The 17,343-nt window shown below is 45.5% G+C and carries 9 protein-coding genes; 7 read left to right on the top strand and 2 right to left on the bottom strand.

The window, feature by feature from the left end; genetic code table 11:
• Positions 1-141 precede the first annotated feature (141 nt).
• The gene (locus J0M30_09570; protein MBN8667737.1) at positions 142-7,155 is read right to left on the bottom strand and encodes a T9SS type A sorting domain-containing protein; all 7,014 of its coding nucleotides are present in this window, start codon (positions 7,153-7,155) and stop codon (positions 142-144) included.
• A 279-nt stretch (positions 7,156-7,434) separates the two neighbouring features.
• Positions 7,435-9,147: a hypothetical protein gene (locus tag J0M30_09565; GenBank protein ID MBN8667736.1), complete on the bottom strand. Its 1,713-nt coding sequence runs from the start codon at positions 9,145-9,147 to the stop codon at positions 7,435-7,437.
• Positions 9,148-9,234: 87 nt separating this feature from the next.
• Between J0M30_09565 and J0M30_09560 the strand changes: the two genes are divergently transcribed.
• The 7 genes from J0M30_09560 to J0M30_09530 all read left to right on the top strand — a co-directional run bounded on the left by J0M30_09560 (position 9,235) and on the right by J0M30_09530 (position 17,340).
• Positions 9,235-10,419, top strand: a complete 1,185-nt coding sequence (locus J0M30_09560) for a glycosyltransferase (GenBank protein ID MBN8667735.1) — start codon at positions 9,235-9,237, stop codon at positions 10,417-10,419.
• A 257-nt stretch (positions 10,420-10,676) separates the two neighbouring features.
• On the top strand, positions 10,677-11,114 hold the full coding sequence (locus J0M30_09555) for a response regulator (GenBank protein MBN8667734.1): 438 nt from the start codon (positions 10,677-10,679) through the stop codon (positions 11,112-11,114).
• 45 nt (positions 11,115-11,159) lie between these two features.
• A complete protein-coding gene (locus tag J0M30_09550) occupies positions 11,160-12,284 on the top strand; it encodes a sugar transferase (protein ID MBN8667733.1) in 1,125 nt (374 codons plus the stop codon).
• 43 nt (positions 12,285-12,327) lie between these two features.
• Complete coding sequence (locus J0M30_09545) at positions 12,328-13,230, top strand: glycosyltransferase family 2 protein (protein MBN8667732.1); 903 nt, start codon at positions 12,328-12,330, stop codon at positions 13,228-13,230.
• Between the two features lie 6 nt (positions 13,231-13,236).
• Positions 13,237-15,135, top strand: a complete 1,899-nt coding sequence (gene asnB / locus J0M30_09540; protein MBN8667731.1) for an asparagine synthase (glutamine-hydrolyzing) — start codon at positions 13,237-13,239, stop codon at positions 15,133-15,135.
• A gap of 32 nt (positions 15,136-15,167) precedes the next feature.
• Positions 15,168-16,187: an NAD-dependent epimerase/dehydratase family protein gene (locus tag J0M30_09535; protein MBN8667730.1), complete on the top strand. Its 1,020-nt coding sequence runs from the start codon at positions 15,168-15,170 to the stop codon at positions 16,185-16,187.
• A gap of 19 nt (positions 16,188-16,206) precedes the next feature.
• Positions 16,207-17,340 carry a glycosyltransferase family 4 protein gene (locus tag J0M30_09530; GenBank protein MBN8667729.1) on the top strand — a complete coding sequence of 378 codons (1,134 nt, stop codon included), beginning with the start codon at positions 16,207-16,209 and terminating at the stop codon, positions 17,338-17,340.
• Positions 17,341-17,343: the final 3 nt, after the last annotated feature.

The following is a 17,343-nucleotide window of genomic DNA, read 5'->3' as shown; positions in this document are numbered from 1 at the left end:
GATAAACAAAGATATGATTCTTTGAGATATTTCCAAATTGACACCCTTTCCAAGCCCACTAATTCATTGAACCTTAATAAAAAAACCAAGCCGGAAACCCGGCTTGGTTTTTAAGTTTTGTCAGGATTACCTGATTATCAATTACTTCCTCATCAACTTGAAGAACCAGGTCGCACCATTGGATCCAGTGATCCGGAGGAGGTAGACACCGCTCTTCAGCGTAGTGAGTTCACCACCACTGCCAATTTGCAGAGTCTGTGTTCCGGCTGTAAGGGATCCCAGTTCTTTCTTGTACACCACTTTGCCGCTGATATCCATCAGATGGACAGACATTCTTTCGACATTGGTTTCAAGTTTGAACTGAACACGGAGTTCATTTACAAACGGATTCGGGTAGGCTTTCAGACCATTCAGGTTCTCTGCTGCCAGATCGTCCTGTCCTGCCCCTCTCCTGTTCATATCGGCTGGTTCAGCGGTCACATTACCATTCAGGTTACCATTCCGGTTGCTGATCACGGGTTCACCGCTTCCTCCATCATCGTCATACGATTCGAGGATGATCGCACCCCAGAAGGCCCAGTTGGCAAAGGATTCACCGGTCATGCTGATGGAAATCTCTCCATTCTCATTTGGCACTACATTCTCGAAATAGACCGTCTTATTCTGGTTCTTATGTGTATTCAGGTAACGATGGGCTCCATTGATGGTGTAAATACCACTGAAGTCGCCCGACCAGTTAGAACTACCTGTTATACCGATCCGGTAATGTTTGGCCTGGTTCAGGTTCACCAGTTTCAGGATACCTGTTTCATCACCGCGGCCTTCAACCCACCAGCTGGTGAGCATAACTGCATCGGGATAAGTAGTACCTCCGGTCAGACCCTGGTCAAAGGCACCGCCAAAGTCCTGTGTAATGATCAACCCTACACCGGTATTGATACCACCATTGTCGTTGAAATTGCTCACCTGTTCACCGGAAAGCGGTGTTTTATTGGTGTTATTCCATGGTGCTGTTGCCGGATTGGTCAGGTTCAGGTTGATATACGTAGTCTTCTCCGCTACATAAGCACTTGCACTGTTGCTGTATCCACTCTGGATAGCGCCGTTAATGGCACGTATACGGTAGTGGTAGCGACGGTTGGCCAGTACACTGTTATCGGTATAGGCTTCCACATTGGAGGCTAAGGTTGTCAACAAGCTATAGCTTCCACCCGACTCACTACGCCAAACCTCAAAACCAGTTTCGTTATAACTGCGGTCAGACCATTCCAGTTTCACTCTCAATCCTTCTGCCTGAGCAAATAGGCGCAGCGGACGGATTGGCGTTGTGGACGCATCATATTCTTCAAGTACCAATGCATTCATGAAAATATAAGTGGCTGCTGCGGCTTTTGTTCCAGAAACCGAGATCACACCACTTGCATTGGGGGTAAGTCCATTCAACTGGATCAACTTGGTGCTATTATGCGCCGCATTGAAGACCTTGCTCTGCGCGCCGGAGGTCCAGGTAGCCTGTGTGCTAAACCCGGAGTTATTCGAGCTCAGGATCGCTACGTTGTAACGCTTGGCGGGATTTAATCCGGTCAATTCAAAGTTCTTCGCGGTAGTGTTGCCATCGTAGATGGATGATTTCAACACATTATCACTGAACACACCTGTGTTGTTACCTGTCACCATACCACCATTCCAACCTTCGCTCCAACCTTGTACCAGACGAAGTCCGGTTGGGGTATTGGCATTGTTGTCATCGCGCAGGTTGTTTACCACCAGATTATTGAAGGGGAATCCACTCACATCATTCCAGGGTTGTACCCCTTCAGCGCTTCCTTTGGTACCCACAAAGTTCACATACCAGGAGCGGGTGGCATTATCTGTTACCGTGATATCAAACAATCTTTCTACTGACAATCCGGCGTTATCCGTTACTGTAACCTTCACATCTTTGAAGATGCCAAGGTCATCGCTACCCGGGCTCACACTGATGGTGCCTGTTCCATTACCACTTGGGGTAAAGCTGGCGAAGGCAGGCAGATTAGTGACAGAAACAGTAAGCACGTCTCCTATATCATCAGAACCATTGACATTTACATTCACCACATTTCCTGTTTTCACAAATACACCACCTATGGCCGGAAGAACCGGTGCTTTGTTTACCGTAGTTACATTCACCGCGGCGGTTTGACCCGATGGTCCATAACCATTCACAGCTTCGATCTTATAGTAATAAGTCGTACTACTCAACACACTGGCGTCAATATAGGAGGTCGTATTTGCATTGTCCGCTCCAGGGTTCAGGAGTGTATAAACACCGTTTTCTGTTGTCGAACGATAAACATTATAACGGAGTTCGTTATAGGCCACATCATTCCATTGCAATCTGACAGATCCGTCAGGTTGGTTCTGGGCTGTAAGGCCAGTGGGAAGTACAGGTGTTGTACCATCATCAAACACTTGTTCAAGGATCAGACCATTCAGGTAACCTACTGGTGTGCCTGGGGCCTTGCTCATGGTAACGGTGATAAAGCCGTTTGCATCAGCGGTAAGACCTGTGAACACGGCCATATTCTGGCTGTTGTTCTGAACGTTCAGGGTTTGTGATTGTGCTCCGATGGTATAAACTGTACTACCATTGTTAGCGGTACCTGTCCAACGGCTACTACCCATGATTCGCAGATTGTATTTGTATCCAAGGGGCAGACCTGCCAGGCGGAATTGAACCGTCTCAGGTGCACCGAAGATGCCAAAATAGTAGTAATCGCGAATTACGGCATCAGGTACAATACCACTATTGTTACCGGTTGTTGCACCTTCATACCAGCTGTTCCAGGGGGCGCTCAGGATCGAGAAGGTTACTGGACCGCTTTGACCTGCTTCACTCGTTAAGGTTGCTGTAGCCGTACTGCTGATATTATTCCATGGGCTTGGAGCGGCCTGATATCCGGGGTTGAGCATATTGACATAATACACACCACCACCCGGATCTTTATCATTGACTGTGATCACCAGCGCACGTGTGCCTGATCCACCACTGCCATCATTTACTTTTAATACAACATTATAAACACCTGCAGATGCAAATCCAGGGCTTACTGTCAAGGTCGCCTGACCATTGCCCAGATCGTTCAATTGAACAAATGAAGGTAACCCAGTACCATCCCACACCAAGCTGCCATTGCCATCCTGATCGGTGGCGGTCAGATTACGCACCTGTACCGCTCCTTCATCCAGGGTAACATTGGTTACCGCATTCACCACCGGTACATAGTTGCTATTTACGGTGACCACAAAATCAGCTGTATCCTTACCGCCTTGTACATCGGTTACGATGACACGTACAGGATAGCTGCCCAGATGGCTCAACGCTGCACTAAAGGTGATTGTTCCTGTTCCGTTTCCTGTGGGGTTAAATACCGCAAAAGAAGGCAAAGTACCTGGATCCAGGGTCATACTTTCACCATCCCCATCGGTAGCCGTCAGGTTCAGCACATACGGAACATCATACCGTATCGTGAAGTCAGCTACCTGGTTTATTACTGGAATGGTGTTCAGGGTCCGGCTGCTGGATTCATTGCTGAAGCTGCTCAATCCGCCGGCGCCTTTCGCACGCACCTGATAGTAATAAAGCACATTGCTAAACAATCCTTCATCTACATAGGAGGCTGTGGCTCCCGCATTTGAACTCCTTGTGGCCAATAAGCGGTAGTTGGTGTTGTCGCCTACACTACGGAATATTTCAAACTCTGTTTCATTGTTGCTATTATCATTCCAGCTCAGCTCAATGCTCTGTGCACTTACGCCTGCCGCAACCAACGAAGTTGGCGCACCAGGTGCTGGCGGCAGAGGATCGGTAACCGCTGTAACGAGATCGAATTCTCCATTCATCAGTGCCTGGATCTGTGTCGCATTCAGGGCTGAACCATAGATGCTGAAATTATCGATCCGGCCGTCAAAATTACCAAAGGTTGTATTCAGCGCGGTGGTTCCATTATCATCCCCAATCATGGAAGCATCATTGGTTGTACCAATGGAGCTAAACACAAGCGACGTATTGGAGGCCACCTCTGTGCCATTTACATAGAGGCGTAAGGTGTTGCCACTATATACAAGTGCCACATGGTTCCATCCGGTGCTGTTATAAGGAGCGCTAATACTTGCCCGGCTATTATTACTGGCTACGCCTGCAACGATCTGGTTGGCATTCAGGCGAAGGGCCAGACCATCGTCACTTCCACCAATATCAAAAATACCGCGGTTGCTGTTTGATACATCTGAACGCATCCACAGCGCGATTGTTTTGGCATTGTATCCTCCACGGATATAATCACCCGCAGCGGTATTAATGGTCAGATCCTGTGATGAACCATTCAGGTTTACGGCATGCGAGCCTTCCTGCTTATCATTTGCATCAAAGGTTGGCGAGCTATTCGCCGTCAGCGTCCGGCCATTTGGAGAAGCATCGGTATAGTTATTGTTGAATTTCCAGTTGGCCTGAGCGGAGTTAACCGGTGCAAAGTTGGACTGTCCACCAATGCTAACCGCACGTAACTGATAGTAATAGCGGGTGGAAGGATCCAGGTCAAGGCTATCCACAAAAGAAGTGCTGTTTGCAGAGGCAAGACCAACAATCACAAAGCCCGTTTCCGCATTTGTACTTCTCCAAACCTCAAATCCATTCTCATTATTGCTGTTATCCGTCCAGTTCAGGTTGATGCGGTCAAACCCACCGGATGTTGCGGTGAAATTGCTGGGATCATTTGGAGAGGTACCTGCACTACCACCATCCGTGAATTGAGAACTTGGTATGGTCACGTAGGAGGTTCCGGTTGATGGCGTCCGCCAGCTAACCGTGATGCTATTACCGCCAGTGGCTTCGAAATAAGCAATAGCGATCGGATAAGTACCTACCTGCAGGTTAACACTCGCGGAGGTCGCATTTTGCGCTCCGTGTAAACCATCATTGCTGACAAGCGCTGTTCCGGCGTGGCTATACGGGCTTACTGTTCCGTTCAAGGTACCGAGATAGAGTTTGCTTCCATCGTCAGAGTTGGTACGGAAGAAGTAGTTACCGGCCTGGGTGATCCGTATAGATCCTTCCCAAACGATACCGAAATTATCCGCCCTATTGGCGACGCTTATATCCGGCGTTGCTGTAATTCCTGTCTCCAGCGGAGTCAGGGTGTTGAAGTCAGGTAATACACTCCAGTTTCCTTCCACATACCGGTAGTAAAGACCATTCAAACGAACTACCGCACTTACCTGGTTACTTGCCGGAGAAAGGTTACCGGCAATATCTCTTGCTCTCACAGTGAAAGCATAGGTATTTCCGGTCACCAGACCATTCACGGTGAATTCCAAATTGGAGGTACTGTAGGCCTTACTTCCGTTGATATAAATATCATAACGTGCAATACCCACATCATCGGTAGAAGCGCCCCAGCGAAGGGTTACTGAGCTGCGTGATGTATTGCCCACATACAAATTAGATGGAGCGCTCGGAAGCTGGCTATCCGATAAGGTCGTTCCACTGAATTCAGGGGTATTGGGGCCTGCACCGTTATTATTGATCGAACGAATGAGATAATAGTATTTGGTAGCTGGTAACAGATTGTTATCAGCATAGGTCAACACATCTGCTGCTGTGATGGCGATGAGCGTATAGGGCCCGCCTGAGGTGGTAGACCTGTATATCTCGAATCCGGTTTCATTGTTGACCGGATTCGGGTTCTCACTCCAGTTCAGTTGGAGAGATGTATTAGACGTTGAAAGTGCACTCGCACTGGATGCTCCATCAGGCAAATTGGAACCGGTGGCACTGATCACCGTGAAATCCGGGCTGAAACTGCTCGTACATCCAAACTCTTCATTGACTTTTACACGGTACGCTCCAGGGCCTACATTGACCACAGCCGTAGAACCCACAAGAGCATTGTCACTTACACGACGCCACTCATAGGAAACATAATCATCCGGTACGGAAAGCGGCACGGTGGTGCTTCCATCCGGTGCAGGAAGTACATTACTCCGAAGTCCGCTGATCGTAATGGGCGGTGTAATAGTAGGTGCTTTCATTTGGACAACCACTGGGGTGGGTGACCAATCACTCCATTCACCCGTAGCGGTTCGCCTGAACCGGGCATCATATGTACCAAAAGTTGTGGTAGTATATTCATTACCTGTTGCGCCCGGGATCACTACCCCATCCTTTCTCCACTGGTAGGCATTGAATCCAGCCTGCAGGCCCATTCGGACACTTACAGGGTCACCCGGACAGAATTCGGTTCGACCAAAGAAAACATGCGGGTTAGCCTTATGAAAAGAACTCAACCCTGGGAAGTAATCCGGATCATTCCAGAAATTTCCCCAAATACCGTGTCCACCATTTGGATAGAAGAACTGGCGGATATTTCCCCCCAGATTCTTATACGCGGTGATCACTTCATTAACAGTATAAGGTGCAGGTGCAGGGTCCAGACCTCCATTGGCGATCCAGATGGGAACTGTAATATGCGAATTCATTGGAGCTATATAACCCAATGAAGCTGCAGAAATAGGCATAGCTGCCGCGAATAACCGGGGGTTATACGCCAGAAAACCCCAGGAACCCTGACCACCTGAAGAAAGACCGGAAACAACGACCCGGTTAATGTCTAATTTGATATGTTTTGCCATGGAATCCGCAAACCGTGCAATGATGTCAAAGGCACCATTACTAAAGAATCCATCGGTGTTTTGCGGATATAGCAAAAAGCCGTCAAAGGTGCCATCATCCACGCGTTGTGCGTGTTGCTGACCACCATGACGTAACTGGTATTCGTTATCATATACTGTTCCTCTTTCACCTAAACCGTGAAGGAAGATAAGCATCGGATACTTTTTACCATCCGCCACATTGTGTGCGTAGGATTTAGGGAATTTCACCCGAAACGGAACACCATTGAACCAATAACAGCGATACCCATACGAATACGGGTTCCAGTTTAAACGGTTGGTGTGCCCCCATTTTGCAATGGAATTCCAGGCAGGTTGCGCAGGCTGATTAGTTGTAGTGAATACTACATCTGGGTCGGCCGGATTGAACACCCCTGTCTGAGCTTTCACTCCCCCGGTCATGAATAGGAACATGCCAAGGAAGACACAGAGTAAGAATTTTTTCATTTTGCAAGATTTAACAATAAAAGAAAGGTGGCTTAGCGAGGGATAAGTAGAATTTACAATCTTGCGTTCTTGAAAAGGATTGGATCCTATAGGTGAAACTACTTAGAGGGGGGATCAGGCAATTCGGTAGGAAGGTGGACAGAATGGTTTTCGCGGAATCGAAATTATCACTTTAAATAGGAATTAACAAACACCCAGATCAGTGGAGAAAGAATTAAGTACTTTTTGAAATTGTAAATAATTGATTAAGAAAGTATTAAGATTCGATTGTGGATAAGATTATTTAATAAATACCACTAAAAGACCATGCTGCTCCAAATAAGCAGGAAGGTTGTTATCCATGTAACTATATATATGACCCTTAGTGGATTTGATCATACCAAAAGAATATTTCTGGTTGAAAAGGCTGTCAGCGAAAATATTCCGGCAAATACGGTTGATAAATCCGGTTGAATCACGCATCAGTCCATCAAAAGCCCTGGCGGATGCCTCGTTTTGATTCATTTCCCTGGTCAGAGGGTCGGGCCAAGTGAGAAACAGGGCAGGTTTCTGCTTATAGAATATACGCGGGCTAAAAGAGCCATGGTTCTTTACACCGGTTTTGATCTTTTCAGCGTGGGCCATTTCCAGATTATTCAATCCGAGTACATCAATGATCGTTCCCTTGTAGGTATAAGCAACCCCACCGGCAGCAGTTACACCCAGGGATGGGAAACTATCGGCTGGCGAGAATACATCGTTGAGGGTATTTCCAATATTCCGTCCATTCATCGCTATATCAAACTCGCCTTGTAATTGGGAACGATTGAAGATATCTGGTTTCCATTTTTTAATATACCCGGTCAGTGTATTTTTTAATCCATCGGATTGAAAGCTGGCTTCATCAGTTGAATTCCCATTTAACAACATTAATAATAAGACGGCCAACACTGCGCTTGTAATTTTTGGAAGACGAACCCAGGCCATTCCGGTGGTATGTACAAAAAATAATAGGATCAACGGATAGGCTGTTTGAAAAAATCGGGAATATTTGAAATGATCGCCTCCTGAAAGAAAAGGATAAACCGTAAAGAAAAAAATAAAGAGGATCAGCGTAATACCTTTAAAATCCCGCAAAGCACCCCAAAATCCCTTTTTAATAAAGAAATAAATCAACGAAAGTGGGAATAATAAATACGGGATAAACGTAGTATGGCGCAGGGAATCGTAAAAATAAAAGAAAGCCTGCCGGATATTTCCCATGAGCGACATGCTAACCTTGGCATAAAAGGTATTGGGAACGGGATAACCAAAATAAACAATTCGGAAAATTGTGATCGTCAAAAAACCGATCAGGCCAAAAATGAGTGGCATGAAAAAATGAACCGGGGGGATTTTTCCTGCGTTGGTTGCGCCTTTACCTTTCCACCAGAATGACAGTATCAATAAACCGCCAAGTGCAAAGGTGAATAGCAAACCTTCCGGGCGTATAAAGGGTAAGAGTAAACAGATAAGAGTAAGGTACCGAAGTTCCCGGGTGGATCTTTTTTCTTTGATCAATAATATGGTACCATGTACAACGGCATAGATCCATAAACAGGTATCCATGAGGGCGAAAACATTCCAATCCAAAAAACCGGGAGTTAGCAATAAGAATAACACAGCACCCCAGGCCAGATAGGATTCGCCAGTTTCATCCTTTATATATTTATGAAGAACGGTCAGGGTTCGGCAGGTGATAAAAAAACAAAGCACAAATACCGACCATTCAAATGGTATGAATTTTATCAGGTACAAAACAGAAAGAATAAGAACCCAAAGTATCGATGTAAAGCCCTCTACCCTTTCTCCTCCGGGAATGTACACAAATCCATGTCCTTCGACCAGGTTGCGCACATATACAAAATAGATATTGGCATCATCGATTCCGGTCAAGGGGTTGGTCAACCCCAACCACCAGCGAAGCATTGTGGCAAAAACGAGGGTTAAAAATATCGAGACATTTGTTTTCATCGGTAATATCTTGATAATCTTGCTTTTTCAAAGTTGAAAAAAGCAAAATAAGAGTAATTTTATTGCCAAAATAGTAATATCACCCGTATGATGCTATTAATTATTCTTTTTTATTTCTGTCTGTTCATTGTCTTTTATGCCTATGTCGGATACGGGATATTGCTCTGGTTCCTGATAAAGTTGAGGAAGCTGTTTGGTGGAGGTAATACGCAGATCGCGGAATTACCTGAGCCTGCACCCGGTGCCTCCCTCGTGGTTCCCTGTTTTAATGAGGCAGATTTTCTGGAAGAAAAGATCAGGAATTGCTATGCGCTGGATTACCCGGCCGACAGGCTGGAGATATTGTTCATAACGGATGGCTCAACCGACCATTCCGGCGATATCTTAAAGAACCATCCCCGTATCAGGCACATGCATTCTCCCGAAAGAAGGGGTAAGATCGCGGCCATGCACCGGGCTGTTGGGGAAGTAAAGCATGACCTTGTCATATTTTGTGATGCAAATACAAGCCTGAACCCCGAGGCCATCCGAAACATCATCCGACATTATTCAGATCCTAAGGTAGGTGGAGTGGCTGGGGAGAAACAGGTTATTTCCCGGGACGGTACCAATAAAGCAGGATCGGGAGAAGGATTTTACTGGAAGTATGAATCATTTCTTAAAAAACTCGATTCAGCTTTTTATACGGTAGTTGGCGCAGCCGGTGAATTGTTCTCTTTTCGAAAGGAATTGTATGAAAGACCGGACGAAGGCACCATCCTGGATGATTTTATTCTTTCCTTACGTGTATGCATGAAGGGTTATCGGGTGGTCTACGAGCCTGCCGCCATTGCCTCCGAAGCACCGTCTTTTTCATTGGCAGACGAGCGAAAACGAAAGATCCGGATCAGTGCCGGAGGTTTTCAGTCGGTTGTGATGTTGTCCGGCCTGTTGAATATATTTAAGTATGGTAAAGCTTCCTTTCAGTACATTTCGCACAGGGTATTGCGCTGGGTGGTATGCCCGTTTCTGCTTCCGGTTATACTCGTATTGAACATTATTCTGGCACTAAAAACCACCTCTCCCCTTTTTGATGTTCTTTTGATAGCCCAGGTCCTTTTTTATGGACTGGCTGTGCTGGTAAGTATCGTAAAAGTACGTATCCCGATTATTAAGTTATTGTTGATTCCTTACTACTTTGTCTTCATGAACCTCTCCTTATACCAGGGATTTTTAAGGTATTTACGTGGAAATCAGTCTGTTTTGTGGGAAAAGGCCAAAAGAGGGGTTTAACATACCACTTTAAGGGTATTTACTAAAATACGTGCTTGGGAATTTTGAAATTCGGGAACTGGGCACTACTTTTATGGCCAATTCTACTATTGCTGCCAACCCATCCCTTCCTTTGAATACCCACCCTGGCATTTCAATAATTGAAATGTTGTCCTCCAATATCATCTTATCGTAAACCTCTATCCGGAATTCCTCTGAATGCCTCCACCTATGCGATACCATAATTAAATTAATTATTGGTTCAAAGGAATTACGCTATGAAACGAAAAGTATTGATAATTGAGAAGAGTGAGGCAATTTCATTCTTGCTAAGAACTGTACTGCAAAAACAATACCGGATCGTATCCGATCGGAATTGTATCAGCGGAATGGCCAGTCTTCAAATGGGCGCAACTGACGCCATCATTCTATCCGTAGATGATATTCAAGACATTAACTATGATTTTCTCCGTCATGTAAGAAGCAGTTATTTGTTTCTTTCCATTCCGGTTTTCGTAGTTACCAACAATCATTCGCCCGAATTTCGGGCTCACCTGAAAAACCTGGGGGTCACCGAAGTATTACTGAAACCCTTTGATCCGCTTTATTTACAGAAGCGTGTTCAGGAAGCGATCCAGGAATCCGAATTCGCCTTCAGTAATGTTTCCCTCAATTTCAGCAATGTTGAAATGGGGTCCCTTAAAGTAAGTATCTGATCTCGTCCCTTTTTTCTATAACCCTTTGAAAATTGACAACTGAACATGAAATCATTGACTACCATATTGCCTGACCCCGTCAGCAAGCATGGCCATCCCGAAATGGATAGCGGAAGTGAAATGCGATTATTCCACATCCATTTCCATAAATCGGCCAACGCCAAACACAACGGCTATATGGCTGACAGCTACATTTCCGCCAGGACCCGCTTACTTCGGTTGATGGAGAACGATAGCCAACTTCCTGAGGCCATCATTATCAATTTCCCCTTTCGGGAGAATGAATTCAGCAGTTTTTGCACCTGGCTAAAGAGCCATTATAAGCTGTCGTTTATTCCTGTTGTTTACAATAAAGAATTTCTGAATGCCGTCCAGTTCGATATGCTTCAACGCATGAAACTGGTGGACGATATCACCGAGGTATCCGAAACCCAGGCTTTTCTGGATAAGGTGAAATTTCTCAGCAAGGTGGGTAAATATCGGATGGAAAAAGCCGCTTCGAATATTACCATCGATAACCAGGTCCTGATAACAAAAGTAGGAAATGGCTTTAACTACCTGGTGAAAAGGGCTGTGGATATATTGATCGCCTCCCTGCTCATCCTCTTCCTCCTGCCGGTATTCATCCTGATCGCGATCGCTATCCGGGTGGAAAGCCGTGGTCCCGTTTTCTATACCGCACAGCGGGCTGGAAAAGGATTCAAGGTTTTCAATTTTTACAAGTTCCGCACCATGATTATGGATGCCGACAAAAAATTGGCAGAAATGAAGCAAATGAACCAGTACCTGAACAATGGTGCCGGTGCAAGTTTCTTCAAGATCAAAAATGACCCCCGCATCACCAAGGTTGGGTGTTTTCTGCGAAACACAAGCCTTGATGAACTTCCACAATTTTTCAATGTACTGAAAGGCGATATGTCCATCGTGGGTAACCGCCCCCTTCCCCTCTACGAAGCCTCAACACTTACTACCAATGAATGGTCGGAAAGGTTTATGGCCCCTGCTGGTATCACCGGATTGTGGCAGGTGAAAAAGAGAGGCCAGGAAGATATGTCTGCAGAAGACCGGATATCCCTGGATATCGACTATGCCCGGAAGAACAACCTGATCTCCGACCTGAAGATCATGGCAGTGACTCCCAAGGCATTATTTCAGAAAACGAATGTGTAAATCGTTTCTTTTTTATTATTTTTCGTCCCTATAAACCTGAAGCATGACAAACACTAATCCCTTAGTGTCAATAGTTACACTTACGTGGAACACAACACCCGTAACCTGCGAATTCCTTCACTCCCTGAACAGGGAAAATACCTACAAAAACGTTGAGGTGATCGTGGTGGACAATGGCTCCAAAGAGGATCCTACAGCCACATTCAAAGAAATTTACCCCGATGTAAAAGTCATTTTAAATGGGAAGAACCTTGGCTTTACCGGAGGCAATAATGTGGGTATCCGGGCTGCAAAAGGCGAATTTCTCTTTATTGTCAATAATGATACAGAATTTACCCCCGGACTGATTGAAGGGCTGCTGGAAATATTTGATCAATTCCCCGATGCCGGCATGGCCAGTCCAAAATTTCATTACTTCTTTCATAAAGGAACCATTGAATATGCCGGCTATGAAGCTGTAAATATCTTCACCGGCAGAAATGGCATGATCGGTTGCCAGGAAAAGGACAACGGTCAATACGATACCATTAAAGAAACCAATTATGCACATGGCGCCGGTATGATGGTCCCCCGAAAAGTGATCGATGAAGTTGGCCCCCTGCCCGAACAGTTCTTTATTTACTACGAAGAACTCGATTGGTGTTCGCATATCAGAAGAAAAGGATACAAGATCTATTATCAGCCCAAATCCCTCTTCTATCACAAGGAGTCAATGACAACAGGTAAATCAAGCCCGTTTAAAACATTTTACCATACCCGGAACAGGATCCTTTTTATGAAGAGAAATGTTTCCTTCCTGCAATTCCTGGTGTTTTGTGCCTATTTCACTTTCCTGACTGTACCAAAGAACACAGCGCAATTCATTCTTAAAAAGCAATGGCATCACCTGCGTTCCTTCTGGAAAGGCATTGGTTGGCATTTTAATAAATCAATCTCCTTTAATTGATAATATATGTGCGGAATAGCAGGATTTATCGATTTTAAAAAGGAGACTGGAAAAGATGTTCTGGTCCGGATGACCGATGCCCTCACACACCGGGGACCGGATGATGCGGGCTATGATATCATCTCCACCCCCGATGCCACCATAGGCCTCGGGCAACGAAGACTTTCAATTCTTGATCTCTCTCCACTCGGGCACCAACCCATGTACTTTGAGCATTTATGCATCGATTTCAATGGGGAGGTTTATAATTTCAAAGAGATCCGGAAAGAATTAGAGGAAAAAGGATACAGCTTTAATTCCTGGTCAGATACAGAGGTCATCCTGAAAGGATACCATTGCTGGGGAACAGGCATTTTGGAAAAAATGACAGGAATGTTCGCCCTGGTCATTCATGATAAGGTAAAAAATGAAGTGGTTTTTATCCGTGACCGCGCTGGTGTAAAGCCTCTTTATTATTATCTGGATAATGATGTATTGCTCTTTAGTTCGGAATTAAAGAGTTTCTCCCAGTACCCTTCCTTTCAACGGAACATTAGCCGGGAAAGCCTGGCCCTATACCTGCAATACAGCTATATCCCTGCCCCTTATACCATTTTTGAAAAGACACATAAACTACTTCCCGGGCATTTACTAAGGTTGAACCTGGCAACACGTCAAACACAGCTGGAAAAATATTGGGACGTGTATGACTACTACAACCGACCTACCTTAAAGATCTCTGATCAGGAAGCCATTCAGGAAACCGACCGGCTTTTAAAAAAAGGGTATGATTACCGTATGGTAGCCGATGTACCTGTTGGTGTGTTTTTGAGTGGTGGGTATGACAGTTCTTCCGTTGCTGCCATCCTGCAGCATGACCGCACAGAGAAGCTAAAGACCTTTACCATTGGATTTGAAGAAAAAGAATTCAATGAAGCACCGGAAGCCAAGAAAATTGCACAGTACCTGGGTACTGATCATACGGAACTCTATATTACCCATAAGGAAGCGGCAACTGTTCTCCCGCTATTGCCAGAGATCTACGACGAACCATTTGCCGATAATTCCACCGTGCCAACCGTATTGGTCAGTAAACTGGCCAGGGAAACCGTAAAAGTAGCGTTGAGTGCGGATGGTGGAGACGAGATTTTTGGAGGATACAACAAATTCAAACAGGCCATTAAATACACTTCGTATCCCGTGGCCCTGCAATCGGTGCTGAGCAATTTCATGCAGACCATTCCCCCTGACCGTATCCCCTATTTCAACAAAAAATACAATTTTACCACCCGTTACGAAAAGATGAAACTGATCTGGAAGCACCACAATCCTTCCAAAGCAGTTAAATATATCAGCCAATACATTACTCAATCGGAAGTGGAAGGTTTTTTGTCAAAAGACTTTCACAATCTGGATACTTTCTTTGATTCCGGAAGTCTTCTGACAAAGAACCAGGAACAAGTAAACAACCTGTTGGCGGTAGATTATAAAACCTTTCTGGTAGACAATAATTTGGTGAAGGTCGACAGGGCCACGATGGCCGTTGGCCTGGAAGGCAGGGAACCGATGCTCGATCATCATATCATCGAATTCCTTGCCCAGTTACCCTCTGACATGAAGATTCGTGACGGGGTGACAAAATGGTTGCTCAAGGAAATCGTACATAAGTATATTCCCAAGGAACTGATGGACCGTCCCAAGCGGCCTTTTATCGCTCCGTTGATGGTTTGGTTCAAGGATGATCTCAAACAACAATTGATGACCTATCTGAGTGAAGAGGCGTTATTGAAGACCGGTTTGTTTAATCCCGGTCCAATTGTTGAATTGCGCGACCGATACTTGCGTGGAGAAAAGGTAAATTATCAAAAACTGTGGCAATTGCTGGTTTTCCAATTATGGTATAACCGGTGGATCGCCCCGCTATAATATTAAAAAAAACAATCGCTAAAATCAATTTTATGAGCCAATATGTACTTGTAACAGGTGGTGCCGGATTCATTGGATCCCATGTGGTGAAGCATTGCCTGGATATGAATTTTAAAGTGGTGGTGCTGGACGACCTGAGTGGTGGTTTTGAGGACCATATTCCTGAAGGCGCCCATTTTGTGAAAGGCAGTATCACGGATGCTGCGCTGGTAGAAAAACTTTTCAATGAGTATTCCTTTACCTACGTATATCACCTTGCCGCCTATGCGGCAGAAGGGCTTTCTCATTTTATCCGCAATTTTAATTATAACAATAACCTGATCGGTAGTATAAACCTGATCAATCAGTCAATCATCCACAAGGTGAAGTGTTTTGTTTTCACTTCTTCGATCGCGGTGTACGGAAAAGGTCAGTTGCCTATGACCGAAGAAATGACCCCTGTGCCGGAAGATCCCTATGGCGTTTCCAAATATGCCGTGGAACTCGACCTCAAAGCCGCGCATGAAATGTTTGGGTTGAATTATGTGGTCTTCCGCCCGCATAATGTGTATGGAGAAAACCAGAATATTGGCGACAAGTACAGGAATGTGATCGGTATTTTCATGAACCAGATCATGCAGGGTAAAAAACTTACCATTTTTGGAGATGGCACACAAACACGTGCCTTTAGTTATATTGATGATGTGGCCATTCCGATCACCAAATGTGTGAATATTCCCGAAGCGTATAATCAGGTATTCAATATTGGCGCTGATAAACCATATACGGTTAACGAACTGGCCGAGGTAGTATGTGCAGAATTTGGTGTAGCACCCGATATCAACTATCTCACTGCCCGTAATGAGGTTCTGCATGCCTATTCCGATCATACCAAGGCTCATCATGTATTTGGTGATCCTACCGGTATTGACCTGAAAGAAGGTATTGCACGTATGGCTGCCTGGGCAAGAAGAGTAGGTGCTCGTCAGAGCCAGGAATTTGGAAACATTGAGATCACGGAGAAACTGCCCGATGGCTGGCAGGTTCTGACCAAATCCAAAACACCGGCCTGATCACACAGGTACCTACCCCATGAAATCGGCAAAAAAAATAAAAGTGCTTGAATGTATCCGCCAGGGTAAGATCGGTGGGGGTGAATCCCATCTGCTCAGCCTGGTGGAGAATATGGACCGGGATCGGTTTGAACCGGTGGTGCTTTCCTTTACCCCGGGCCCTATGGTGGACCGGTTACAGGAATTAGGCGTCCGAACCCATATTATACATTCGGAAAAGCCCTTTGATTTTTCGGTTTGGAAAAAGGTGAGAAAATTATTGGAGCAGGAACAGGTTGACCTGGTTCATGCACATGGCACAAGGGCTAATTCAAATGTTTTAGGCCCAGCCCGGAAGCTGAAGCTGCCGGTCATCTATACCATTCATGGCTGGTCATTTCACAATGATCAACCCATATGGGTAAGAAACCTGAGGGCCTGGGGCGAGAAATATCTCACCCGTCGTTCCACATTGAATATTTCGGTTTCCCGATCCAATCAGGAAACGGGGTACCAGCATTTTCGCGGTTTTAAGTCAACGGTGATCAATAACGGCATCGATCCAAAGAAATTCAATCCGGATGCCGGTTATCCGGATATCAGAGACTCGTTGGGAATTCCTTCCCAGGCGGTACTCTGTAGTTTTATTGCCCGTTTCACCCATCAAAAGCAACCGCTAGTGATGATCCGGGCTTTTGAAAAAGTGGCCAGCTCCCACCCCGCTCTCTACCTTTTATTGGTAGGTGACGGAGAGTTAAAAGAGGAAATGGAAAAGGCAATTGCCCAATCCCCGGTCCGGAACAGGATCGTCCTGTCTCCGCCCCGCTCGGATATTCCAGCCTTGTTGGCCGCTACGGATATTTTTGTTCTTCCTTCCCTTTGGGAGGGTTTACCCATCGCGCTTTTGGAAGCTATGGCTATGGGGAAAGCGATCATTGCCACAGCGGCGGATGGTACCCGGGAGATTATGATACATGAGGAAAACGGTTACCTGATCCCGATTGAAGGACTTGAGGAGAACCTGGCCACCTCGCTGGATAAGGTAGCGTTAGATCCTGAGCTTAGAAAAAAGATCGGGACGGGAGCAAGGGCAACGATCACCGAAAAATTCGATGCCGGAAAAATGACCCGGCAAGTAGAAAAAGTATATACAGAAATCTTGGAAATAAAGTAAAGG

The sequence above is a fragment of the Chitinophagales bacterium genome (assembly GCA_017303415.1).
In the GTDB taxonomy this organism is placed as follows: domain Bacteria; phylum Bacteroidota; class Bacteroidia; order Chitinophagales; family Chitinophagaceae; genus SpSt-398.
This window is presented reverse-complemented; position numbering and strand designations above follow the sequence as displayed.

Coding starts and splice junctions, on each gene's coding strand:
- asnB (MBN8667731.1), top strand. CDS start 13,237: ATGTGCGGAATAGCAGGATTTATCGATTTTAAAAAGGAGACTGGAAAA.
- J0M30_09555 (MBN8667734.1), top strand. CDS start 10,677: ATGAAACGAAAAGTATTGATAATTGAGAAGAGTGAGGCAATTTCATTC.
- J0M30_09570 (MBN8667737.1), bottom strand. CDS start 7,155: ATGAAAAAATTCTTACTCTGTGTCTTCCTTGGCATGTTCCTATTCATG.
- J0M30_09530 (MBN8667729.1), top strand. CDS start 16,207: ATGAAATCGGCAAAAAAAATAAAAGTGCTTGAATGTATCCGCCAGGGT.
- J0M30_09545 (MBN8667732.1), top strand. CDS start 12,328: ATGACAAACACTAATCCCTTAGTGTCAATAGTTACACTTACGTGGAAC.
- J0M30_09565 (MBN8667736.1), bottom strand. CDS start 9,147: ATGAAAACAAATGTCTCGATATTTTTAACCCTCGTTTTTGCCACAATG.
- J0M30_09535 (MBN8667730.1), top strand. CDS start 15,168: ATGAGCCAATATGTACTTGTAACAGGTGGTGCCGGATTCATTGGATCC.
- J0M30_09550 (MBN8667733.1), top strand. CDS start 11,160: ATGAAATCATTGACTACCATATTGCCTGACCCCGTCAGCAAGCATGGC.
- J0M30_09560 (MBN8667735.1), top strand. CDS start 9,235: ATGATGCTATTAATTATTCTTTTTTATTTCTGTCTGTTCATTGTCTTT.